Source organism: Pseudomonas sp. VS40, assembly GCF_018587885.1.
GTDB lineage: Bacteria > Pseudomonadota > Gammaproteobacteria > Pseudomonadales > Pseudomonadaceae > Aquipseudomonas > Aquipseudomonas pergaminensis.
Window position 1 is genome coordinate 784,617 of sequence record NZ_JAGYWD010000002.1, and the last position, 23,775, is coordinate 808,391.

At 62.2% G+C, this 23,775-nt stretch carries 21 protein-coding genes and 2 pseudogenes; 11 read left to right on the forward strand and 12 right to left on the reverse strand.

The genetic code is table 11. The features are described from left to right. The first annotated feature begins 161 nt into the window (after window positions 1-161). Entirely contained in the window at window positions 162-1,031 is an 870-nt protein-coding gene (locus KHP07_RS08645; protein WP_028616149.1) for an oxaloacetate decarboxylase, read from the forward strand. A gap of 56 nt (window positions 1,032-1,087) precedes the next feature. Here the strand turns inward: KHP07_RS08645 and KHP07_RS29505 are convergent. Continuing rightward, window positions 1,088-1,265, reverse strand: a pseudogene (locus KHP07_RS29505) (LLM class flavin-dependent oxidoreductase); the annotation flags it as partial. Window positions 1,266-1,405: 140 nt separating this feature from the next. On the opposite strand from KHP07_RS29505, the gene KHP07_RS08650 reads away from it, so the two are divergent. Further along, window positions 1,406-2,179, forward strand: a complete 774-nt coding sequence (locus KHP07_RS08650; RefSeq protein ID WP_099492050.1) for an SDR family NAD(P)-dependent oxidoreductase — start codon at window positions 1,406-1,408, stop codon at window positions 2,177-2,179. Here KHP07_RS08650 and KHP07_RS08655 read toward each other — a convergent pair. Beyond that, on the reverse strand, window positions 2,164-3,078 hold the full coding sequence (locus KHP07_RS08655; protein WP_214497021.1) for a LysR family transcriptional regulator: 915 nt from the start codon (window positions 3,076-3,078) through the stop codon (window positions 2,164-2,166). The two genes, KHP07_RS08650 and KHP07_RS08655, sit on opposite strands and share 16 nt — an antisense overlap. Before the next feature lie 388 nt (window positions 3,079-3,466). On the opposite strand from KHP07_RS08655, the gene KHP07_RS08660 reads away from it, so the two are divergent. Continuing rightward, window positions 3,467-4,789 carry an OprD family porin gene (locus tag KHP07_RS08660; RefSeq protein WP_214497022.1) on the forward strand — a complete coding sequence of 441 codons (1,323 nt, stop codon included), beginning with the start codon at window positions 3,467-3,469 and terminating at the stop codon, window positions 4,787-4,789. Window positions 4,790-4,835: 46 nt separating this feature from the next. Here KHP07_RS08660 and KHP07_RS29875 read toward each other — a convergent pair whose 3' ends face one another. The 3 genes and pseudogenes from KHP07_RS29875 to KHP07_RS08670 all read right to left on the reverse strand — a co-directional run bounded on the left by KHP07_RS29875 (window position 4,836) and on the right by KHP07_RS08670 (window position 6,794). Further along, window positions 4,836-5,420: a methyl-accepting chemotaxis protein gene (locus tag KHP07_RS29875; protein WP_370737450.1), complete on the reverse strand. Its 585-nt coding sequence runs from the start codon at window positions 5,418-5,420 to the stop codon at window positions 4,836-4,838. Between the two features lie 3 nt (window positions 5,421-5,423). Further along, a pseudogene (locus tag KHP07_RS29880) lies at window positions 5,424-6,191 on the reverse strand (PAS domain-containing protein); the annotation flags it as partial. A 114-nt stretch (window positions 6,192-6,305) separates the two neighbouring features. Then, a complete protein-coding gene (locus KHP07_RS08670; protein ID WP_099492046.1) occupies window positions 6,306-6,794 on the reverse strand; it encodes a winged helix-turn-helix transcriptional regulator in 489 nt (162 codons plus the stop codon). A gap of 107 nt (window positions 6,795-6,901) precedes the next feature. Here KHP07_RS08670 and fabF point away from each other — a divergent pair, with 107 nt between their 5' ends. The 3 genes from fabF (at window position 6,902) to KHP07_RS08685 (ending at window position 10,666) form a co-directional block, all read left to right on the forward strand. Continuing rightward, window positions 6,902-8,170, forward strand: coding sequence for a beta-ketoacyl-ACP synthase II (gene fabF, locus KHP07_RS08675; RefSeq protein ID WP_100490661.1), 1,269 nt, complete (start codon window positions 6,902-6,904; stop codon window positions 8,168-8,170). Between the two features lie 65 nt (window positions 8,171-8,235). After that, a complete protein-coding gene (locus tag KHP07_RS08680; protein WP_028616142.1) occupies window positions 8,236-8,616 on the forward strand; it encodes a RidA family protein in 381 nt (126 codons plus the stop codon). Between the two features lie 70 nt (window positions 8,617-8,686). Beyond that, entirely contained in the window at window positions 8,687-10,666 is a 1,980-nt protein-coding gene (locus KHP07_RS08685; protein ID WP_214497024.1) for a peptidase U32 family protein, read from the forward strand. On the opposite strand, the gene KHP07_RS08690 is transcribed toward KHP07_RS08685, so the two are convergent. Beyond that, window positions 10,644-11,546, reverse strand: coding sequence for a DMT family transporter (locus KHP07_RS08690; protein ID WP_214497025.1), 903 nt, complete (start codon window positions 11,544-11,546; stop codon window positions 10,644-10,646). The two genes, KHP07_RS08685 and KHP07_RS08690, sit on opposite strands and share 23 nt — an antisense overlap. A 109-nt stretch (window positions 11,547-11,655) precedes the next feature. Between KHP07_RS08690 and KHP07_RS08695 the strand changes: the two genes are divergently transcribed. Beyond that, window positions 11,656-12,099 (forward strand): Lrp/AsnC family transcriptional regulator, encoded by a 444-nt coding sequence (locus tag KHP07_RS08695; protein WP_078048456.1) that lies wholly within the window; start codon window positions 11,656-11,658, stop codon window positions 12,097-12,099. Window positions 12,100-12,195: 96 nt separating this feature from the next. Continuing rightward, window positions 12,196-13,047 (forward strand): NmrA family NAD(P)-binding protein, encoded by an 852-nt coding sequence (locus KHP07_RS08700; RefSeq protein ID WP_214497026.1) that lies wholly within the window; start codon window positions 12,196-12,198, stop codon window positions 13,045-13,047. 567 nt (window positions 13,048-13,614) lie between these two features. On the opposite strand, the gene xylB is transcribed toward KHP07_RS08700, so the two are convergent. The 5 genes from xylB to KHP07_RS08725 are packed head-to-tail and all read right to left on the reverse strand — an operon-like array spanning window position 13,615 to window position 19,575. After that, complete coding sequence (xylB, locus tag KHP07_RS08705) at window positions 13,615-15,075, reverse strand: xylulokinase (protein WP_214497027.1); 1,461 nt, start codon at window positions 15,073-15,075, stop codon at window positions 13,615-13,617. A gap of 7 nt (window positions 15,076-15,082) precedes the next feature. Beyond that, window positions 15,083-16,084 carry a LacI family DNA-binding transcriptional regulator gene (locus tag KHP07_RS08710; protein ID WP_078048453.1) on the reverse strand — a complete coding sequence of 334 codons (1,002 nt, stop codon included), beginning with the start codon at window positions 16,082-16,084 and terminating at the stop codon, window positions 15,083-15,085. A 21-nt stretch (window positions 16,085-16,105) separates the two neighbouring features. Continuing rightward, a complete protein-coding gene (locus KHP07_RS08715; protein WP_214497028.1) occupies window positions 16,106-17,038 on the reverse strand; it encodes an ABC transporter substrate-binding protein in 933 nt (310 codons plus the stop codon). Between the two features lie 34 nt (window positions 17,039-17,072). Next, window positions 17,073-18,050, reverse strand: coding sequence for an ABC transporter permease subunit (locus KHP07_RS08720; RefSeq protein WP_095016223.1), 978 nt, complete (start codon window positions 18,048-18,050; stop codon window positions 17,073-17,075). Then, window positions 18,043-19,575: a sugar ABC transporter ATP-binding protein gene (locus tag KHP07_RS08725; RefSeq protein WP_078048450.1), complete on the reverse strand. Its 1,533-nt coding sequence runs from the start codon at window positions 19,573-19,575 to the stop codon at window positions 18,043-18,045. Before KHP07_RS08725 ends, KHP07_RS08720 begins: the two co-directional genes overlap by 8 nt. 324 nt (window positions 19,576-19,899) lie before the next feature. On the opposite strand from KHP07_RS08725, the gene KHP07_RS08730 reads away from it, so the two are divergent. Genes KHP07_RS08730 through KHP07_RS08740 form a run of 3 tightly spaced genes read left to right on the forward strand, consistent with a single transcriptional unit; the run spans window position 19,900 to window position 22,844 of the window. Further along, the gene (locus KHP07_RS08730; RefSeq protein WP_214497029.1) at window positions 19,900-21,237 is read left to right on the forward strand and encodes a sensor histidine kinase; all 1,338 of its coding nucleotides are present in this window, start codon (window positions 19,900-19,902) and stop codon (window positions 21,235-21,237) included. Continuing rightward, window positions 21,222-21,605, forward strand: coding sequence for a response regulator (locus KHP07_RS08735; RefSeq protein WP_099492036.1), 384 nt, complete (start codon window positions 21,222-21,224; stop codon window positions 21,603-21,605). The genes KHP07_RS08730 and KHP07_RS08735 overlap by 16 nt, the downstream gene beginning before the upstream one ends. Window positions 21,606-21,614: 9 nt before the next feature. Further along, on the forward strand, window positions 21,615-22,844 hold the full coding sequence (locus KHP07_RS08740; protein ID WP_078048447.1) for an EAL domain-containing response regulator: 1,230 nt from the start codon (window positions 21,615-21,617) through the stop codon (window positions 22,842-22,844). Here KHP07_RS08740 and KHP07_RS08745 read toward each other — a convergent pair. After that, a complete protein-coding gene (locus tag KHP07_RS08745; RefSeq protein ID WP_214497030.1) occupies window positions 22,830-23,675 on the reverse strand; it encodes a LysR family transcriptional regulator in 846 nt (281 codons plus the stop codon). The genes KHP07_RS08740 and KHP07_RS08745 overlap by 15 nt on opposite strands. Window positions 23,676-23,775 lie beyond the last annotated feature (100 nt).

Below are 23,775 nucleotides of genomic sequence, written 5' to 3' on the forward strand. Positions count from 1 at the left end.
GAAGCGGAATGCTAACCCCATTTTTGCTCTGGAGCCATTCCCGCCTCTCCATAACCCTAATGCTGAAACGTCATCATCCCCCGCTCTTCTGCATGTTAATCTCACTCCACCACGAATAGACATTGATCGTCACAAGACGATGACCAGAACCAGGAAAGCCCATGCCAAAGATTTCTCACTCAGCCCTGCGCCGCAAATTCCGTGAATTGCTTGCTACCCCAACCTGCGTTGAAACCGCGTCCGTCTTTGACCCGATGTCCGCGCGTATTGCCGCTGACCTGGGTTTCGAAGTCGGCATCCTCGGTGGCTCCGTTGCTTCGTTGCAGGTACTGGCCGCGCCCGATTTCGCGTTGATCACCCTGAGTGAGTTCGTTGAGCAAGCCACCCGTATTGGCCGTGTTGCCCAGTTGCCGTTCATCGCCGATGCCGACCATGGCTACGGTAACGCGCTGAACGTGATGCGCACTGTCGAAGAGCTTGAGCGTGCCGGTGTGGCCGCGTTGACCATTGAAGACACGTTGCTGCCCGCGCAATTCGGGCGCAAGTCCACCGACCTGATTTCCATTGAAGAAGGCATCGGCAAGGTACGCGCGGCGCTGGAAGCCCGTGTTGATCCAGAGCTGTCGATCATTGCCCGCACCAACGCTGGTGTGTTGCCGACCGAGGCGGTGATCGAGCGCACCCTGGCGTATCAGAAAGCCGGTGCCGATGGGATTTGCATGGTGGGTGTGGCGGATTTCGAGCACCTGGAGAAGATCGCCGAGAACCTGACCGTGCCGCTGATGCTGGTGACGTATGGCAATCCCAAGCTCAATGACGCCAAGCGTCTGGCCAGCCTCGGTGTGCGTGTGGTGGTTGCCGGCCATGGTGCCTACTTTGCCGCGATCAAGGCGACCTACGACAGCCTGCGTGCCCAGCGCCAGTTGACCCACAGCACCGATAACCTCAGTGCTACCGAGTTGACGCACACCTATACCTTGCCTGAAAACTACGTGGCCTGGGCTGAAGAGTTCATGGACGTCAAAGAGTAATACGCAAGCCGGGACGAGGGGTGCAACACCCCTCCTTTCCCGCTCAGGTAAAAACACCGATTCCCCGGCCGAGCCAACCCCAGGTTCTCGCGCAAGGTCGTGCCCTCATACTTGCGACGGAAAAATCCCGCGTGCCTGCAGCGCTGGAACCACCTTGTCGACAACGTCATTCAAGCCTCCCGGCAGCCACGGGAACATCACGTTGAAACCATCACTGCCCTCCTCCTCCAGCCATTATGTGTCGTTGAGCACTGTGAACCCATAGCACATAACTCGTGTGTATTTGCGTGGATTATCAGGGGTAATCACGCGACGTAACCTGTGCTCCAAAGCGCAAGCACACCGCCTTGCGCAGCACACAAACGGAGCTTCCCATGACCCTTTCCAACTCCCGTCAACTCGAAGGCAAAGTCGCGCTGATCACCGGCGCCAGTTCCGGCATTGGTCGCGCGGCCGCTGTCGTCCTGGCCCAGCGCGGCGCGAAGATCGTGGCTGCTGCCCGCCGGCAGAGCGAGCTGGACGACGTGGTTGCCGAGATCACTGCCAATGGCGGCACCGCGTCCTCCATCGTCGTCGACGTGACCCGCGAAGCCGACATCATCGCCATGGTCAAATTTGCCGTGGACACCTATGGCAAGCTGGACATCGCCTTCAACAATGCCGGCACCGAAGGCGTGTTCGCGCCGCTGGTCGAACAGGACAATGCACGCTTCGACCTGGTGTTCGAGCCGAATGTGCGCGGGGTTTTCAACTGCATGAAGTACCAAGCCAAGGTCATGCTCGAACAGGGTTTTGGCAGCATCATCAATAACGCGTCCATGGGCGGCGTGATCGGTTTCGAGAATGCCGCGCTGTATATCGGCACCAAGCACGCCATTGTCGGTATGACCAAGACCGCGTCCATCGAATGGTTCAAGCGGGGCGTGCGGGTCAACGCGCTGTGCCCGGGCCTGATCGAGACGCCGTTCCACCATCGCGGGATCTGGCCGTCGGTGGATGCCCAGCACGCTTTCGCCGCCAGCACCCCGGCCAGCCGGTTTGGCACGGCCGAAGAGATGGCGACGGTGGTGGCGTTCCTAGGGTCGGAAGATGCCAGCTACGTGTCCGGCCATGCCTTGCTGGCAGATGGCGGCTACTCGGTGGCCTGACGGTTACGGGTCTGGAAGAAGTCGATAAATGCCCGGAGCTTTCCGGGCATTTGCGCACGGTTGGCGTAATACAGGTGGAAGGTCTCGGCGGGCGCCGCGTAATGTTCCAGCAACGCCACCAGTGCACCGCTGGCGATATCCGCCTGGGCAAACGGGCGGAACACCAGGGCCACGCCGCAACCCAGGCGCGCAGCCGACAAGGTGGTGCGCATTTCATCCAGCACCAGGCGCCCCTTCACCTCGATCGCGACAGTGGCCTTGCCGATGCGAAACGTCCAATCCATGTACGGCCCGCGGCTGCTCAGGCGCTGGTGGATGCAGTCGTGGGCCAGCAGGTCTTCGGGTGTGTCCAGCGGTGCCGAGCACGCCAGGTACGCGGGCGCCGCCACGGCCACCATCGGCTGCGACGTGCCCAGCGGCACGGCGATCATGTCGCGCTGCAAGGCCTGGCCCAGGCGAATGCCGGCATCGAAACCTTCGCCAATGATGTCGCTCAAGCCATTATCGAGGGCGATATCCAAGGTGATATCCGGGTACTGCGTCAGGAATGCCGCCACATGCGGCTCGATCAGCGAGGCATAGGCCACGTAGGAACTGTTGATCTTCAACGCGCCGTAAGGGCGGCTGGCGGTGTCGTGCACTTGCTGCACCGAGAAGCGAATCTGCTCCAGTGCCGGTGCCAGGGTGTCGAGCAGCTGGCTGCCGGACTCGGTCAGCGCCACGCTGCGGGTGGTGCGGTTGAACAGGCGCACACCCAATTGCGCTTCAAGCTGCTTGATGGTCTTGGACATGGCCGTCGGCGTGACCTCCATCTCGGCTGCCGCCCGCGCGAAATTCAGATGACGGGCCACACATTCGAACGCGATCAGCGCCGGCAAGTGGGTGGATTTCAGGCTCATGCAGCGTCTCGACGGGTTAAGCCAACAGTGTTGCGCAGCATAAGTGAGTTCAACTAAGCCGCCCACTGAAAATACTGCCCACGCAAAAAAATCCGCCGCAGAGTCTGCGGCGGCAACCAAAGGATTTTGTCGAAGCAGAGCGGCTAAGACAGGCCCAACGCTACACCCGCGGCAGGTTAAATACCGTGAAGTTTAATTAATCGAGTTTCATCCGGAAGACCGCTACAGGCCGCGCAGACTGGGCTTAGAATCAACCTCGGCAACCATGCCGAACACAATAAAAAACCGTAACAGCTCACCTGCAAACATCTGCCCATACCACGTTATGCACCATCCAATAAGTGCGGTGTTTCTGTGCGCGCGTTCATTATTCCGGGGAAGTCACAACATGATTAAACAGTCGAGCCTGTTAGCACTGGCGGTGTGTGCCGGTATCAGCCAAATGGCCTTTGCAGAGTCCGTCAGCGACCAGGCAGATGCCAAGGGGTTTATCGAGGGCAGCAGCATCACCGGGCTGCTGCGCAACTACTACATGAACCGCAACCGTGAAGGCGGTCGGGCTGACAACCGCGACTGGACCCAAGGCGCAATGCTCAACTACGCCTCGGGCTTTACCCAAGGCACCATTGGTTTCGGGGTGGATGCCTATGCCTACGGCGGGCTGAAACTGGATGCCACCCATGAATACGCGGGCACCGGCAACCTGCCGACCGACCGGCACGGCGATCCCGAAGACGCCTACGGCTCGGTCGGCGCCGCCGTGAAAATCAAAGTGTCCAAGACCCAACTCAAATTCGGTGACATGCAGCCCACCGCGCCCGTCTTCGCCACCGGTGGCACGCGCCTGTTGCCGCAGACCGCCACCGGTTTCGACCTGACCAGCAGCGAAATCGCCGGCCTGGACCTGGAAGCCGGGCACTTCACCAGCACCAACAGCGGCATGACCAGCAACCATGACCACGATATCTATGCGACCTACGCCAACATCGCCGCCAACAGCGCAAGCTTTGTCGGCGGCAAATACACCTTTACCCCGTCCCTGAGCGCCACGCTGTATGCCGGCGAGCTGGAAGACATCTGGCGCCAGTACTACACCAACCTCAACTACGTGATTGCGCTGGCGCATGACCAGTCCCTGGCGCTGGACGGCAACCTGTACCGCACCCTCGACACGGGCAGCGCCAAGGCCGGGGCAATCAACAACACCACCTACTCGGTGGCGGCAGCCTACTCGTTCCTGCAGGCGCACACGCTGACGCTGTCGTTCCAGAAAGTGCATGGCGACACGCCGTTCGACTACATCGGCACTGGCAACAACGGTGCGGGCGAAGGCGGTGATTCGGTGTACCTGGCCAACTCGGTGCAATGGGGCGACTTCAACGGCCCGGGCGAGCAGTCGTGGGGTATCCGTTATGACCTCAACGTGGCCAGTTATGGCGTGCCGGGGCTGAGTTTCATGGCGCGCTACATCAACGGTTCCGACATCAATGGCACCCACACACCGGACCAAAGCGCCTACGTAGGTGACTACGGTGCCGATGGCGCCCACCACGAGACGGATGTGGAAGCCAAGTACGTGATCCAGAGCGGTCCGGCGAAAAACCTGTCGTTGCGCCTGCGTGATGCGATCGTGGCCTCAAACGCCGACCAGCGCGATGGTGATCTCAATGAGCTGCGGTTGATCGTCGACTATCCCTTTACCCTGCTGTAAGTGGCCTTTGTGGTGAGGGGGCAAGCTCCCTCACCACTGGGCTACATCAGCCCACCCAACCCACTGCGGTCTTGGGAATGACTTCCGACTCATCCAGCTTCGACGCAAACATGCTCACTGCCTCCACCGCGTCACTGGTGCTGGTGCGAATCTGCAGGATCACCGAACCGGCCTGATCAGCCAGGCTGACGCCGCGTTGCGCGCCTTCCTGGGTGGCGTTCATGCTGGTCACCGCGTCACGGGTTTCCGAGAGGATCATGCCGATCATCTCGGCAATTTCCGCCGTCGAGCGGCTGGTGCGCCCGGCCAGTTGCCGGACCTCATCGGCCACCACCGCAAAGCCCCGCCCTTGATCCCCCGCGCGCGCTGCCTCGATCGCCGCATTGAGCGCCAACAGGTTGGTCTGGTCGGCGATCCCGCGAATGGTGTTGACGATGGCGGTGATCTGCTCGGAACGATCGCCCAGTTGCCCCACCAGCCGTGCAGAAGCGCCGATGTTGTCGGCGATGCGGCGCATTTCGCTGGCAGTTTCCTGGATCACCTGGGTGCCATGTTCGGCAAAACGCTCGGTTTCGGAGGAGATATGGTAGGCCCGCGACGCACCACGGGAGTCCTCTTCGAACTTTTCCACGCGCTCGGTGATGTCGCTGGCGAATTTGACGATCTTGACCAGCTTGCCGTCGCCGTCATACACCGGGTTGTAACTCGCCTCCAGCCACACCACATGCCCATGCTTGCCCAGGCGCTTGAATTGGCCCGTGAAGAACTCGCCGTTGTTCAAACGCCGCCAGAAGTCGGCGTATTCATGGCTGTTGATCAGCGCCGGCTCGCAAAACAGGCGGTGCTGTTTGCCTTTGATTTCCGCCAGGCTGTAGCCCATCACGTTGAGGAAGTTCGCGTTGGCGTCGAGTACCTGGCCGCTCAAATCGAACTCAATCACCGCCATCGCCCGGTCCACGGCCGTGAGTTTGCTGCGGGTGGCGGCCTCCTGCTCGACCTTGCTGGTCACGTCCAGCGCGTATTTGACCACCTTCAATACCTGGCCGCGCTCATCCAGCACCGGGTTGTAACTGGCCTCCAGCCAGATCGTATTGCCGTTGCTGTCTACGCGCTTGAAGGTGCCGGACACAAACTTGCCGGCCTTCAAATCACTCCAGAACTGGCTGTAGGCCGGGCTGCCGGTCAGCGCCGGCGGGCAAAAATCGCGGTGGGATTTACCGGCCAATTGACTGGCGTTGTAACCCAGGGTCTTGAGGAAGTTGTCGTTGGCCCGCAATACCTTGCCGTTCAGGTCGAATTCGACCACGGCCATGGAGCGTTCGAGTGCGGCGATCAGTCCTTTGTACTCGGTGACTTCGGCCGTCCTGGCCGACAGTGCTGTCTTGAGTGCTGTGTTGAACATGGACGTACCCTCAGCCGTGCGGAGAACCCTGTGTCTCACCTCGCTATCGGCTGGGAAATACGCGACTTTACGCGCACTCTCAGGATTATTTTCTGGCGTCAAATACTTGCGTGATCAGCGCTTTGCATCAAGCAACGCCAGGCGTTCGCGCATGCCGGCACTCGCCGCCGGGCCGGCCTGCAACACGCACTGATCAAGCGGTACTTGCTGGCCGTCGGCACGCGCCAACATCGGCTGCACGGGCGTGCCTGTCGCACGCTCTACCAACTCCACACTGGTGCCCTCCTCGGCGTAATGCCGGTTGCCCCAGGCCACCAGCGACATCAGCACCATGCGGAAATCCTCGCCCTTTGCCGTCGGCACATATTCATAGCGCGGTGGCCGCTCACTGTAGGCCTGGCGCTCCAGCATGCCGGCCTCCACCAACGCGTTCAGGCGGCGTGTGAGCATATTGGGCGCGATGCCCAGGCTGCGGGAAAACTCATCGAAGCGGCGCAGGCCCTGCAGCGCGTCGCGCATGATCAGGATGCTCCACCACTCCCCTACCCGGTCGAGGCTGCGGGCGATGGGGCATTCGTCGCGGGTGAGGGACTTGCGTTGCATGGGCGTTTCCTTGGGCCGGTGCCTATTTACGTGATGCCATGTTACTTTCATTATGATAGTGACGTCCATAGGGTCTGTTCCCTCAACGCAACCGGAGTCGATTGATCATGAGTAAACGCATCGTTGTGACAGGCATGGGCGCGCTGACGCCGCTCGGCGCTGACGTGGAGTCAACCTGGCAACGCCTGCTGGCCGGGCAGTCGGGCATTCGTCGCCTGCCGGAAGAACTGATCGGAGACCTGGCCGTGAGCATCGGCGGCCAGGTGCAAAGCGTGCAACAGGATCCGCAAGCCGGGTTCGACCCCGACCGGCTGTTGGCGGCCAAGGAGCAGCGCAAGATGGACCGCTTCATCCTGTTCGCCCTGGCGGCGGCAGATGAAGCCTTGAAACAGGCCGGCTGGGCACCCGTTACCGCCGAAGCGCAGGAACGCACCGCCACCATCATCGCCTCGGGCGTCGGCGGCTTCCCGGCAATTGCCGATGCGGTGCGCACCACCGACAGCAAGGGCCCGCGGCGGTTGTCACCGTTCACCATCCCCTCCTTCCTGAGCAACATGGCCGCCGGGCATGTGTCGATCAACTACGGTTTGAAGGGGCCGCTGGGCGCGCCGGTGACCGCGTGTGCGGCAGGCGTGCAGGCGATTGGTGACGCGGCACGGATGATTCGGGCCGGTGAAGTCGATGTGGCGGTGTGTGGGGGCGCCGAAGCGGCGATCCATCGCGTCAGCCTGGCCGGGTTTGCGGCGGCGCGGGCGTTGTCCAGTGACTTCAATGACCGCCCGGCACAGGCTTCGCGGCCATTCGACCAGGCACGTGACGGGTTTGTCATGGGCGAAGGCGCCGGCATCCTGGTGATCGAAGACCTGGAGCACGCCCTGGCGCGCGGCGCACAGCCGATTGCCGAATTGGTGGGTTACGGCACCAGCGCCGACGCCTATCACATGACCGCCGGCCCGGAAGACGGCGACGGCGCACGCCGCGCGATGCTGCAGGCTTTGCGTCAGGCCGGTATCGATGCCGACCAGGTGCAGTACTTGAACGCTCACGCTACTTCCACACCAGTGGGCGATAAAGGCGAACTGGCGGCGATCAGGACGGTATTTGGCGCTAACGGCAGCCCGGCGATCAGCTCGACCAAATCCGCCACCGGTCACCTGTTGGGCGCTGCGGGCGGTATCGAAGCCATCTTCACCGTACTCGCCCTGCGCGATCAGGTCGCCCCGGTCACCCTCAACCTGGAAGTCCCCGACGCGCTTGCGGATGGCCTGGACCTGCTGCGCGGCGCAGCCCGGCCGATGCCCATTGAATACGCGCTGTCCAACGGCTTCGGCTTTGGCGGCGTGAATGCCAGCGTGCTGTTCCGCCGCTGGGCGTAGTTTGCCCCTGCGGTATTTTTCGGGGACCATGGGCGCCTTTCTGAACCTGCCAACGAGAGGCGCCCATGGCCAACCACGACCTGCACTACACCCCGGACCCCGATGCCGACTCGATCTCTTCGGACGTGATCGGCTTCAACGGCATCCTGGTGTCCACCCAGATTCCGACCCGCGCCGATGGCAGCCTGGAACTGGGCGACATCACCCTGCAAAGCGAATGCACCCTGCAAGCCCTGAAAGTCGCCCTGGAAAAGGCCGGCAGCTCCATGGACCGGGTGATGCACCTGACCATTTATCTGACCGACATGGCCGACCGCGCTGCCTTTAACGAGGTCTACAAACGCTTCTTCGCCAAGCCCTGGCCCGTGCGCGCGGCAGTTGGCGTGGCGGCGTTGGCGGTCGATGGTATGCGCGTGGAAGTCACCGCGATGGCCGCTCAGGCCTGAGTGGGTGCCGGTCAGGCATTTCACAGCTACAATGCGCGCCTCAACCGTGACAAGCCTGACTAAAAAAACTATGTCCTTGCCCAAGCATCACCTGGAATTGCTCAGCCCTGCCCGCGATGTCGCCATCGCGCGCGAGGCTATCCTGCATGGCGCCGACGCCGTGTACATCGGCGGCCCGAGCTTCGGCGCGCGCCATAACGCCTGCAACGATGTGAGCGACATCGCTCAACTGGTGGAATTCGCCCGCCGTTACCACGCGCGCGTGTTCACCACGATCAACACCATCTTGCATGACAACGAACTGGAACCCGCGCGCAAGCTGATCCATCAGCTCTACGACGCCGGCGTCGACGCGTTGATCGTGCAGGACCTGGGCGTGATGGAACTGGATATCCCGCCCATCGAGCTGCACGCCAGCACCCAGACCGACATTCGTACCCTGGGCCGCGCCAAGTTTCTCGACCAGGCCGGTTTCTCGCAGTTGGTATTGGCCCGTGAGCTGAACCTGCAAGAGATCCGTGCCATCGCCGACGAAACCGATGCCGCCATCGAATTCTTCATCCACGGCGCCCTGTGCGTGGCGTTCTCGGGGCAGTGCAACATCTCCCACGCGCAGAACGGCCGCAGCGCCAACCGTGGCGACTGCTCCCAGGCCTGCCGCCTGCCGTACACGCTCAAAGACGATCAAGGTCGCGTCGTGGCCTTTGAAAAGCACCTGCTGTCGATGAAAGACAACAACCAGAGCGCCAACATTCGCGCGCTGGTCGAAGCCGGGGTGCGCTCGTTCAAGATCGAAGGCCGCTACAAGGACATGGGCTATGTGAAGAACATCACCGCCTATTACCGCCAGCGCCTCGACGAGATCCTTGAAGACCGCCCGGACCTGGCCCGCGCTTCCAGCGGGCGCACCGCGCACTTCTTCCTGCCCGACCCGGAAAAGACCTTCCACCGTGGCAGCACCGATTATTTCGTGACTGACCGCAAGGTCGACATCGGCGCCTTCGACACCCCGACCTTCACCGGCCTGCCGGTGGGTGTGGTGGAAAAAGCCGGCAAGCGCGACCTGCAGGTGGTCACCCATGAGCCGCTGTCCAACGGCGATGGCCTCAACGTGCTGGTCAAGCGTGAAGTGGTGGGTTTCCGCGCCAATATCGCCGAGCCTAAAGGCGAGTTCGAGGAAGACGGCGAGAAGCGCTACCGCTACCGCGTCGAGCCGAATGAAATGCCGGCGGGCTTGCATCAACTGCGCCCGAACCACCCGCTGAACCGTAACCTGGACCACAACTGGCAACAGGCGCTGCTCAAGACCTCATCCGAGCGCCGTATCGGCCTGACCTGGACCGCACGTCTGCGCGAAGAGCAGTTGCACGTCACCGCCACCAGCGAAGAAGGCATCAGCGCCAGCATCACCCTGCCCGGCCCGTTCGGCGTGGCCAACAAGCCGGAACAGGCGCTGGACACCCTGCGCGACCTGCTCGGCCAACTGGGTACCACCGAGTACCACGCGACCAATATCCAGCTGGATGCGCCACAGGCGTTCTTCATCCCCAACTCACAGCTCAAGGCCCTGCGCCGCGAAGTGATCGAGGCGCTGACCGCTGCCCGCGTCGCCGCTCACCCACGCGGTGGCCGCAAGGCCGAGACTTCGCCGCCGCCGGTGTACCCGGACGCGCACCTGTCGTTCCTGGCCAACGTCTACAACCAGAAAGCCCGCGACTTCTACCACCGTCACGGGGTGAAGCTGATCGACGCTGCCTTCGAAGCCCACGAAGAAACCGGCGAAGTCCCGGTGATGATCACCAAGCACTGCCTGCGCTTCTCGTTCAACCTGTGCCCTAAACAGGCCAAGGGGGTCACGGGCGTGAAGACCAAGGTCGCGCCGATGCAGTTGATCCACGGCGATGAAGTGCTGACCCTGAAGTTCGACTGCAAACCCTGCGAGATGCACGTGGTGGGCAAAATCAAGGGGCATATCCTCGGCCTGCCGCAGCCGGGCAGCGTGGTGGAGCATTTCAACCCGGAAAACATCATTTTCCAGGGTACGCACTGACACGCTGGGAGCGGGGCCACCACCAGCCCCGCTGCAACCCGGCGGCCGCCAGCAGGATCGCCACCACCCCCAGCCATTGCAGCCAGCCCAGGCGATGCCCGAAGGCGATCCAATCGACGAAGATCGCCGCAATCGGGTAGATAAACGACAGCGCGCCGGTCAGGGCTGTCGGCAACTTCTGGATCGCGCCGTACAGCAAGACATACATCAGGCCGGTATGCACCACGCCGAGCGTCACCAGTGCCGCCCAGGCATTGGTCGTAACCGGCAGGCTATTCCACGGCACCAGCGGCGCCAGTAACAGTGCGCCGGTGGTCACCTGGATCAACGCCATCAAATGTGGCGGCACTGCTTTCAGACGCTTGATGATCAGCGCCGCAATCGCATACAGGAAGGCTGCGCCCAACGCCAACGCGATGCCTGTGAGGTAATCGTCGCCGGTCTGTTGATCGCCGTGGGCAGTCACAATCGCCAACATTCCCAGGAACGCCACGCTCAGCCACGCCAGTTTCTGCACGGTGATCTTTTCACCCAGGAACACCGCCGCCAGCATCACCAGCATGAACGGCTGCACGTTGTACACCGCCGTGCTGATAGCAATAGATGCGCGCGAATAGGATTCGAACAGCAGCAACCAGTTGCCGACAATCGCCACGCCACTGAGCATCGCCAGGCCCAGCTTGGCCCAATTGAGCAGGTCCAGGCGCAGGTAACCGAGCAACGCGCAGACCAGCAACAGCGTCAGCCCGCCGATCACGCAGCGCCAGAACACCACTTCGATCACCGACACGCCTGACACCAGTACAAACCAGCCAATGGTGCCCGAGATCAGCATGGCGGCGATCATTTCCCACGACCCGCGACGGATGGATGTGTCCATGTATGAGGCTCCTCAAGTGAGGCTCAATTATGGCAATCTGCTTGGGACTGGCTCCAGCGACTAAAAAAGGCCAAAGGCCAGGGTTGCCTTTACTTATTAGGTGAACAACATGATTGACACCATCGACCAGCAACTGATCGCGGCTTTGATGGACGACTCGCGCCTGTCCCTGAAGGCCTTGGCCGGGATTACCGGGCTGTCCTCACCCAGTGTCGGCGAACGCCTGCGCCGCCTTGAAGAGCGCGGCGTGTTGACCCATTACACCGTCGACATCGACCCCAAGCATTTCGGCTATCTGCTCCAGGCCATCGTGCGCATCCGCCCACTGCCCGGCAAATTGCATGAGGTGGAGCGGCAGATCCAGGCGATCCCGGAATTCACTGAGTGCGACAAGGTCACCGGTGACGACTGCTTTATCGCGCGCCTGCATGTGCGCACCATGGATCACCTGGACAGCCTGCTCGATAAGCTGAACGCCTATGCCGAAACCAACACGGCCATCGTCAAGAAAACCCCGGTGAAACGGCGCTTGCCGCCCCTGGGGGATTCGTGATTCCGAGTCATCAGCGCAATGCCTGAATAGGTATTCTGTCACCACTGGGCGGTCTTTATCCTGGCTCCACTCTTTGGACCAACAGGTGAGCAGCTCATGTATGTCATTACCGGAATCACAGGCAAAGTCGGCGGCGCCCTGGCGCACAATCTGATCAAGGCAGGCCAGCCCGTTCGCGCCGTGGTGCGCGATGCGAGCAAGGCGGCCTACTGGGCTGACCAGGGTTGCGAAGTGGTATTCGCCCACATGGAAGACGCCCAGGCGCTGACCGCCGCGTTCAAGGGTGCGACCGGGGTGTTCATCCTGCCGCCACCCGGCTTCGACCCGCAGCCCGGCTTTCCCGAAGCCCGCGCTGTGATCAGTGCGGTCACCCAGGCCCTGCAGGCCGCCGCGCCGCAGAAGGTGCTGTGCCTGTCGACCATCGGTGCCCAGGCCGAGCCGCTCAACCTGCTGACCCAGCGGACCTTGATGGAGCAAGCCCTGGGCGCCCTCGACATCCCCGTGACCTTCCTGCGCCCGGCCTGGTTCATGGAGAACGCGCTGTACGACGTGACAACCGCCCGTGAAAACGGGGTGATCCACAGCTTCCTGCAACCGCTGGACAAGGCTGTGCCAATGGTCGCCACGGCGGATATCGGCACGGTGGCTGCGCAGTTATTGCAACAGGATTGGGCCGGTCACCGTGTGGTGGAGCTTGAGGGCCAATGGGTGAGCCCGAACGATATCGCGTTTACCCTGGCGCAATTGCTGGGCCGCGACGTTCGCGCCGAGGTGGTCGCGCGTGATAGCTGGGAAACCCTGCTGCGTTCGCAAGGTGCGCAGAACCCGATGCCACGTATGCGCATGGTGGATGGGTTCAATGAGGGGTGGATTTGTTTTGAGCATGGCCAGGTGCTCAAGGGCAATACGACGCTGTTGACTGTCTTGGGTGGACTGGTGTCTGCATAGTTCTGGGTAGGGTGTTGGACTTACGCCCGCTGGCGACCTGACAGGCGCCACAATCTAACTGTCACCCCCGCGATCCAAAAATGTGGGAGCTGGCTTGCCTGCGAAAGCGGCCTGACAGCCGCCACAATCTAACTGTCACCCCCGCAATCCAAAATGTGGGAGCTGGCTTGCCTGCGAAGGCGGTGGTGCGGTGTACATATCCGTTATTTGGGTAACGGCTGCTTATGGTTCCGCTCTTACAGCGGCTCACTTTTGAAAAGCCCAAAAGTAAGCAAAAGGCTCTTGCCCCACACTCGGCACCTCGCCTAGGCTCGGTGTGCCCGTAATCCGACAGGTATTTGGGGGGCCGCCGCCACGCGCCATCCATGGCGCGGGGCGGCTAAACCGGCATCCCTGCCGGTTTACCCCCCAAATCCCTGTCAGATTCCGGCCAGCGTGTTTGATGGGGCGCTTTAGATCAAAAGCACATCAAAAGCAGATCAAGATCAAGAGCAACATCAAGATCAGCTCGCTTCGCATCGTGGTTTCGTTGTGGAGAACTTTGGTTATTGCGGGCAGCTACAGCGCTCAGTCGTGCAGTGCCTTGGCCGCGGCCAGCAGCCCTTGGAATTTGCGGTAGCGCGCTTCCAACACGGCTTGCTGCCTGGCGTCCGGCACGTATCGCGCCTTCACTGGCATACCCGTTTGCACCAGCGCCTCTCCTTGGTCAATCGCTAAAAACCCGAGCTTCGCGGCGCCAATGCAGGCGCTCAGTTCACTGCCGTGCAGGGTGAAGATTTCGCGTTGCAGGATATTCGCCAGCAACTGCGCCCAATACCCGCTGCGGGCACCACCGCCCACGAGAGCGCACGCGCCCACGTCGGCGCCGGCCGATTGCACGGCGCGCAATGCGTCCAGCAGGCCGAACCCCACGCCTTCCATGACGGCATAACCGAGCATCGCGGGTGTGCAGTCGTGGCCCAGGCCCATGAAGCCACCGCGCAGCAGCGGGTCGTTATGGGGTGTGCGTTCACCGGCCAGGTACGGTAGGAACAAGGGTGTACTGAGCGGCACGGTCTGTTCGATCGGTAATTGCGTCTGCACCTGGTCCAGCAATGTCTGCTCGTCCAGGGTGCCTGTCAGCCGCGTGACCCAGCGTAGGCAACTGGCGCCGGCCAGCATGGCGCCCATGGTGTACCAGCGGTTAGGCAAGGCATGGCAGAAGCTGTGCACCGCGCTCGCCGGGTTGCCGGCAGCGTGGTCGGTGATGGCCACAATGGCCGCGCTGGTGCCAAGGGTGATAAATCCATCCCCCGCATTGATCGCACCGATACCGACCGCCGCCACCGGGTTATCGCCACCGCCGCCAGCGATGACCACCGAGGGCGACAAGCCTAACCCCTGCGCCGTCAGCACGGCACTTGCGGCGCCGCCTTCGACCAGCCGGGGCATCTGTGCGGGCGAGAGGCCCGTGGCGCGCAACAGGGGGGCGAACCATTCACGCCGGGCCACATCCAGCCACAAGGTGCCGGCTGCATCGGACATCTCACTGATGCGCTCGCCACTCAGGCACAACCGCAGGTAGTCCTTGGGCGACAGCACGCAATCGATGGCCTTGAACACCTCTGGCTCATGCTGTTGCAGCCATAGCAGCTTCGGCGCGGTCAGGCCGGCCATGGGCAGGCTGCCGGTGACGTCGGCAAAGCCTGCGCCCAACTGCTCGGCCTCGGCGATGGCACGGGAGTCGTCCCACAGTATGGCCGGGTATAACACGCGGTTATCCGCGTCCAACAATACTGCGCCGTGCATCTGCCCGGACAGGCCAATACAGGCCACGCGGGTAAACGCCTCGTGTCCGCGCAATTCGGCCAGCGCCTGCACGCACGCCTGCCACCAGTCTTGCGGTGCCTGCTCGGACCAGCCGCTGTGGCGCCGCGATACATTCAGGCGCACGCCGGCATGGGCCAACACCGTACCGTCGAGGTCCATGAGGATGGCCTTGAGTTCCGAGGTGCCGAGGTCGATGCCGAGGGATACGGGGTTGCTCATACGTGGGTCATTCCAATCCAATACAGCCACATGAATTACGCACTTGCAGGCTCGGCGCCAGGCGCACGCTGTGGGTCGGCGCGCCGGGCAAGGCCATGCGCTGCAACAGCAGGTTCACGGCCTGGGCGCCAAGGGCCTGGACCGGCTGCGCGATCAAGGTCAGGCGCGGCACGAAAAAGTCCGCCCAGTCAAAATCATCAAACCCCACCAGCGCCATCTGCGCCGGCACGTCTATCCGCGCATCGCGCAGGGCATGCATGGCGCCAAGCGTCATCAGGTTATTGCCCGCCATGATCGCCGTGGGCGGCGCCGTCAAGGCCAGCAACTGCCGCGTAGCCGCATGTGCCGGCTCACTGCTGGAGCCACCGTTGACCAGCAACTGCGGGTCAAACGCCAGGCCCGCCGCCGCTAATGCTGCACGGTAACCGGCGACGCGCTCATCGGTAGTCCCCAGCCCCGCTCGCCCGGCAATAAAGCCGATGCGCCGGTGACCGTGTTCAATCAGGTGCGTGACCAGTGCCTGGGTGGACTGTGTGTTCTCCACCCCGACCTGATCGAATTGCTCGCTCATCATGCGGTCCACCAGCACCGTGGGCACCTCGTTGGCGCGCAGGTACTCCAGCGCGCTGGAGCCGGTGGACGGTGCGAGCAAGATTCCGTCCACCCGCCGATGGTGCAGCGCCGTGACCACCCGCAGCTCCTGCACCGGGTCGTCATGGGTGTCGACAAACAGCATCATGTAGCCGTGCTTGGCGCACTCGGTTTCAATCGCGTGCACCGTCTCGCTGAAGTAATGGTTGGACAGCGCCGAAATCGCCACGCCAATCGTGCTGGTGCTCGAACGGGCCAGCGAGCGCGCCAGGGTGTTGGGGATGTAGCCCAATGCCTGGATCGCTTGCTGCACCGCTTGCACCGTGGCCGGGCTGACCTTGCGGGTGCCATTCAACACGTGGGACACCGTCGACGTCGACACCCCCGCCCTGCTTGCCACGTCATCCATGGTGACCACGACGCTGTTCCTCTGGCTAGATCAATGTTTACTCGACCAACCGCTGTACGTCGCAACGTTGTCACGGGTAATCAATTTTGGCGTAAGCAGGGTAACCGCTTCGGCCGGGGCTTTGTCGTTGAGAATGTCATTGCCCACATTCACTGCGGTCTGCGCCATGGCCCACGGGTCCTGGCTGGACGATGCCTGGATCTGCGAGTCGGTTTTCAGCGCGTTCTCGATGTCCGGTGCGCCGTCCACCGAGGTGATGATGATGCCGCTGCGCTTGAGCTGCTTGGCCGCCAGGTCGCTGCCGATGGCTTGCGGGTCGTTGATCGCGAACAGGCCGTCGATTTTCGGGAAGCGCGTGAGGTAGCCCTGCATCACGTTCAGTCCGCCTTCGCGGGAGCCTTTGCCGTCCTGGTCATCGGACAGCACCTTGATATCCGGCGCGGCGGCCAGCGCGGCCTTGCAGCCTTTGACGCGGTCGGTCACGGCGGTGACTTGCGGGCCGTTCTGGATGATCACATTGCCCTTGCCGGAAAGCTTGTTTACCAGGTACTGGCACGCCAGCTTGCCGGCCTCGACGTTGTCGGTCTGCACGGTCGCGTTCACGCCCTTGGCGTCCACATCCACGGCCACCACGACGATGCCGGCGTCACGGGCTTTCTTGATCGCCGAGGCCATCGCAGACGGGTCGACGGCGTTGATCAGGATCAGGTCGACCTTGGACGAGATGAAGTTATCGATCTGCGAAAACTGCTTGCTCAGGTCATAGTCGGCCGACACCGAGGTGACCTTGACGCTGGGGTTCAACTCTTTGGCGCGGGCGGTGGCGCCGTCGGCCAGGGTCACGAAATACGGGTTGCCCAGCGAGCCCATGCTGATGCCGAGGGCCTTCAACTCACGGGCTTCGACGGCTTGGGACATCAAGGCAGCCAAGGCAATGACGGGAAACATGCGTTTAAGGTTCATGCGGGTCTCTCTTGTGATTGTTGTAGGAGTGAACTCAGGTCCGCGCACCGGACTGGCGATAACGATCCAGCGCCACTGCGCCAATGATCACGATGCCCTTGATGATGTATTGCCAAATATCCGACACACCCAACAGCACCAGGCCGTTGGTCAGCACTGCGATGATCAGCGCACCAATCAACGTGCCGCCGATGGTGCCGACACCACCGGTAAAGCTGGTGCCGCCAAGGATCACCGCGGCAATCGCGTCCAACTCATAGGATTGCCCCAGTTGCAGGCCATTGGCAGCAAACAGCCGCGACGCGCTCATCACGGCGCCCAACCCGGCCAGCGCGCCGGACATGGCGTAGACAAACAGCAGCACCTTCCACACTTTGATCCCCGACAGTCGCGCCGCTTCCGGGTTGCCGCCCACCGAATAGATCTGCACGCCCATCACGGTGCGCCGCAGGATGAACCACGAGAGCGCCACCACCGCCACGGCAATGATCACCAGCCAGGGCACGCCGAGTACCGAGTCATTGCCGATAAAGGCAAACGGCAGGTCCGGGTTGAATACGGTTTTGTCATCCGCCAATAGCCGCGCCAGACCACGCATGGCCGTCAGCGCGCCGAGGGTGACAATAAACGGCGGCAGGCGCATGAAAGCGATCAACCCACCATTAACCAAGCCCAGCAGCAAGCCAAAGCCAATACCGGCAGCAATCCCGAACATGCCGAACTGCGGCGACATCGAGGCCTGCAGCGCGACCACGGCCGAGGCCGCGAGGATCGCGCCCACCGACAGGTCGATACCCGCCGTGAGGATCACAAAAGTCATCCCGGCCGCCAGCACCACGTTCACCGAGGCCTGCTGGGTGATGATCGACAGGTTTTGCACCGTCAGGAAGTTCTCGCTGGCCAGGGCAAAGCCCACCAGCAGCAGGATCAGCACCGGTAGCATGCCCACCGTGCGCATCAACTCGCGTGCGCGTTCAGCCTTACCTGTTGTTGCAATAGTCAACTCAGCCATGGGCAACCACCTGATCGCCACCGGTGGCGAGGTCAATAATGCGTTCCTGGGAAATAACCTGGCCTGACGCGCCGCCGACTTCAGCCACCAACTGGCCTTCGCGCATGATCAGCACGCGGTCGCAGGTGCCGATGATCTCCGGCAGCTCGCTGGAGATCACCACGATGCCGACGCCGGCCTGGGCCAGTTGATTGATGATGCGGTAGATCTCGGACTTGGAGCCGATGTCGACGCCGCGTGTGGGCTCGTCGAGGATCAACACGTGCGGCTTGACCTCCAGCAGCCGGGCCAACAGCACCTTCTGCTGGTTGCCACCGGACAAGGCACCCACATTGACCTTGCCCGAGGCCACCCGAATCGACAGCGACTTGATCGCGTCGGTGGCGCGCTGCGCGGCATGCCCGCGATCCAGCACACCGCCGGCATAAGCATCCGGTACACAGGCGCAGACATTGATGTTGTCCGCCACGCTCATGTCCAGGAACAGGCCCTGGGCCTTGCGGTCTTCGGTGAGGTAGACGACGCCGGCGCGAATCGCATCTGCCGGCGTGCGCAAGTGCGTGACGTGCTTGCCGACCACTTCCAGGCTGCCCGAGGTGCGCGGGTCGGCGGCAAAGATCAGGCGCGCGAGTTCGGTGCGCCCTGCCCCGACCAGCCCGGCAATGCCCAACACTTCACCGGCATGCAAATCGAAACTGCAGTGTCGTACGCGCTTGCCATCGGCCATGTCGCGCACGCGCATTACCACGTTGCCGGGGTTATAGGCGGCGTGTTCCTTCTTGTAGAAACCGGACAGGTCGCGGCCCACCATCATTTTCACCAGCACTTCCGCCGACAGCGCCTCGCGGGTCAGTTCGCCGATGTATTGGCCGTCACGCAGCACCGACACACGGTCGGACAACTCATAGATCTCGGCCATGCGATGGCTGATATAGATGATCGCCAGGCCCTGGCTGCGCAACTGCTTGATCAACGCGAACAAACGGTCGGTCTCGCGGGATGACAAGGGCGTGGTGGGTTCGTCCATCACCAGGATCTTGGCGTGGGCATGCAAGGCGCGGGCGATTTCCACCAGTTGGCGCTCAGCGATCGACAGGCTGCTGACCCGCGTTGCCGGGGTGAACTCCGCACCCAGGCGCTGCAGCACTTCGACGCAACCGGCTTCCATGCCCTTGCGGTCGATGGTCCAGCCGCGCCGCAGTTCGCGGCCCAGGTAGATGTTCTCGGCCACGCTCAGGTTTGGGCACAGGCTCAATTCCTGGTAGATCACGGCAATGCCGAGGGCTTTGGCGGTGGCGGGGTCGAAGGTGGGGATGAGCTGGCCGGCAATGCGGATTTCACCACCGGGGTCGGCTTGGTAGGCGCCGGAGAGGATCTTCATCAACGTCGATTTGCCGGCGCCGTTCTCCCCCATCAAGGCGTGGATTTCGCCGGGGTAGACTTTCAGGCCGACAGTTTTGAGCACGCGCAAACCGTTGAAGGTTTTGCTGATGCCCTGCATCTCAAGCAAGGGTTCAAGGCTCATGAATGAGCTCCTGGTTTTATTATTTTTGTCATTGCGTGGCCCGACTCTAATGTAGAAACATTTCATTACGCAAGCGCTTGCGTTGACCATTTATCGCTAGATGAAACGTTTCATCCAGCGTAACTCCGAAAACCCTGATTATTTGCACGCAGATATCCGTTCGGAGGGAAATAACCCGCACCCCGCCATCAAAACGCCACAATCTCTGCTATTGTCCAAGCACCTCATCTCCTCCTCATCGCCCCCAAGCGATCTTCTGTGAGCATGCTCTGCGCCCTCGCCCCATGACGACGGCGGGCCTGAACGTCACGGAACGCCCAAGCGATGGACACACCGTTACCCGAACCGCAGTCGCGTGCTGAAAAAATCGTCGAATTCAAACGGCAGAAAACCCTGCTCAAGACCGGCGCCCTGCAAGACGCGATTTTCAACAGCGCCTACTTCTCCAGCATCGCCACCGACGAGAAAGGCGTGATCCAGATTTTCAACGTCGGCGCCGAACGCATGCTCGGCTATGCCGCCGCCGATGTGGTCAACCGCATCACCCCTGCCGACATCTCCGACCCTGTCGAACTGATCACCCGCGCCGCTGCCCTCAGCCTGGAGCTGGACACGCCGATCACGCCGGGTTTCGAGGCATTAGTATTCAAGGCCTCCCGGGGCATTGAAGACATCTACGAGCTGACCTACATCCGCAAGGACGGCAGTCGCCTGTCGGCGATGGTCTCGGTGACCGCCCTGCGCAACCGGCATGACACCATCATCGGCTACTTGCTGATCGGCACCGACAATACCGCGCGCAAGCAGGAGGAAGCCGAGCGCAAGGGCTTCGAGCGCGCGCTGGAAGATAAGAACCTGGAGCTGGAGCACGCCAGCCACATGAAGTCCGAGTTCCTCGCGACCATGTCCCACGAGCTGCGCACCCCCTTGAATGCGGTGATCGGTTTTTCCGAGGCGCTCAAGGACGGCCTGGTTGGCGACATGAGCGAGACCCAGCGCGAATACATCGGCGACATCTTCACCAGTGGCCAGCACCTGCTGTCGTTGATCAATGACATCCTCGACCTGTCCAAGGTCGAGGCCGGGATGATGGCGCTGGAGCTGGAAGCGGTGGAACTGGCGGGATTATTGGCCAACAGCCTGCTGATCGTGCGCGAAAAGGCAGCCCTGCAACGCATCCAATTGAAGCTGGAAAGCCCCGAGGACCTCGGTTGCCTGGCGCTGGACCTGCGCAAGACCAAACAGATCGTCTACAACCTGCTGGCCAACGCGGTGAAGTTCAGCGAGCACGGCAGCTCAGTGACCCTGACCGTGCGCCAGGTAACCCGCGAACAGGTCGGGCAGATCCCCGGCGACTGGCCGGTGTACACCTTTGAGTTGCCCGCCGGCCCCCATCGACAATTCCTTGAGCTGAGCGTCAGCGACACCGGGATCGGCATTGCCGAAGACGATATGGACAAGCTGTTCAAGGCGTTCAGCCAAATCGACAGCAGCCTGGCACGCAAATTCGAAGGCACGGGCCTGGGGCTGGCAATGGTCAAGCGCCTGACCGACCTGCATGGCGGCAGCGTCGCCGTGGCCAGCCGCGAAGGCCAGGGCGCGCGGTTTGTGGTCTGGCTGCCGCTGCACCGCGCCCTGGAGGCCGAATGGCCAACATCCTGATTGTTGAAGACAATGAAGCCAACATGCGCTTGGCGCGCCTGTTGCTGGTGAATGCGGGTCACAGCGTACTGTGGGCGCCCGATGCCGAGACCGGCCTGACCCTGGCCCGCGAACAGCAACCGGCGCTGATCCTGATGGACATCCAGCTGCCGGGCATGGACGGCCTGGCCGCCACCGCCCTGCTCAAGCGCGACCCACTCACCGCGTACATTCCGGTCATCGCCCTGACGGCCATGGCGATGAAAGAAGACCGCGAAAAAACCCGGCTCGCCGGTTGCGACGCGTACATCATCAAGCCACTGCGCTACAAAGAGCTGTATCAGGTGATCGATACCTTGCTGCAACAGTCCATCCGCCCTCTCCTATGAGTCCTCTCCATGGCCAGCCAACCCGCAACGCTGTTGATCGTTGATGATGAACCCCAGGTGCGCAAGCTGCTGGAAACCCTGCTGCAACACGAGGGCTACCAGACCCTGACCGCCGGCAGTGGTGAAGAGGCCCTGCAGTTGGTGGCGCAGCGGCCACCCGACCTGATCCTGCTGGACATCATGATGCCGGGCATGGACGGCTACGAAGTCGCCAGCCAGCTCAAAGGCGATGAAACCACGGCGGGCATACCGATCATCATGCTGTCGGCCCTCAGTGAACCGAGCGCCAGGGTCAGCGGGCTGGAGGCCGGTGCCGAGGAATTCATCAGCAAACCGGTGGAGCGTGTCGAGTTGTGGCTGCGGGTGCGCAACCTGTTACGGCTCAAGGCGCGCGGCGATCGCGCGGACCCTTCACGCGAACTCACGCCACAGCAAACCGGCATGAACGTGCATGACCTGGCCCGCCAGGACCTGGAAAACGCCTTGCGCCTGGCGGTCGAGCGTGAGGAATTCACCGTGCATTACCAGCCCAAGGTCGAGGTTGCCACTGGCCGCATATGCGCGCTGGAGGCGCTGCTGCGCTGGGAAAGGCCGGACTACGGCGCGGTGTCCCCGGCGGTGTTTGTGCCGATCCTGGAAAACATCGGCTTGATCGTGCCCGTGGGGCGCTGGGTGATCGAACAGGTCTGCCAGCAGATTGCCGAATGGCAACGCGGCGCCATCGGTGCGGTGGAAGTCTCGGTGAACGTCTCCGGCCATCAATTGATCGAAGGCGACCTGATTGCCGATATCGCCCACACCCTGGCGCAAACCGGGGTCGAGCCGCATTGGCTGGAAGTGGAGCTGACCGAAGGCTCGCTGATGGAAAACACCCAGCACACCATCGCCAGCCTGCAACGCCTGCACGCCATGGGTGTGAAGATCTCCATCGATGACTTCGGCACCGGCTATTCGAGCCTGGCGTACCTGCGGCGGTTTCCCATCGACACGTTGAAGATCGACATCGCGTTTATCCGCGAAGTCACCAGCAACCCCCAGGACGCGGCGATTACCCGCACCATCATAGAACTGGCCCACAGTCTCAACCTGCGGGTGGTGGCCGAAGGCGTGGAAACCCAGGCACAACTGGCGTTCTTGAAAGAGGCCGGCTGTGATCAGATCCAGGGGTATCTGTTCAGTCGGCCGTTGCCGGCGGACACCTTGGAGCGCCTGTTGCTGGAGCGCTTAGAGAGTCTTTGAAATGTCTTCGCGCAAACACTCGATCAACCCTCGGTGGGTCGCACTCAACCGCTCCGCACCGCTGACCAGCGCCAATTCCGAGGGCAATATCGGCGGCAGCTCCGTGCAGATCCGGTGGCTGGGCAGCACGGCGCTTTTCGGCAGGATGCTGATCCCCAATCCGGACGTCACCGCGGCCTGGATGCCGGTGAGGCTATGGCTGCCAAACGCCACGCGCCAACTGCGCCGGGCCTTGTCGAGGGTGCGGATGGCACGCTGGCGGTAGATGCAGCCTTGGGGGAACAGTGCCAGGGGCAAGGTTTCGGCCTGCAGGTCCTGGCTTTGGCCGCACACCCACACCAGCGGCTCCGGCCAACTGGCATGGCATTCGCCGCTGCCGGCTTCGCGCTTGACCAAGGCGATGTCGATTTCACCACTGTCCAGCTGCCGGCGCAGGTCGGTGCTCATGCCGCTGACCGTCTCCAGGCGCGCTTCGGGGCGTGCGCGGACAAAGCCCGAGAGCACCGACGCCATGCGCGTCGCATCAAAATCCTCGGGCACGCCCAGGCGTACCGGCACCACGCTGGCCTCGGTGTTCAGGGCGTCGCGGGCTTCCCGGGACAGGTTCAACAGGCGCCGCGCGTAATGGGTCAGCAACTCGCCGTGCTCGGTGGCGCTGACTTGCTGGCCGGAGCGGTCGCGCACCAACAGCACTTGCCCGACGCTTTCTTCGAGCTTGCGAATCTGCTGGCTCACGGTGGATTGGGTGCGGTGTACGCGCTCGGCGGCACGCGTGAAACTGCCTTCATCCACCACGCAGACCAGGGTGTGCAGGAGTTCGAGATCAAACATGGCGGCGACCTACATATCGATAATTCAACTGTGATACAGAGGTTAATTTAATTTCCAACTGACCACCAGGTTTCCTATGCTCAAGCGCTCGCCCACTTTT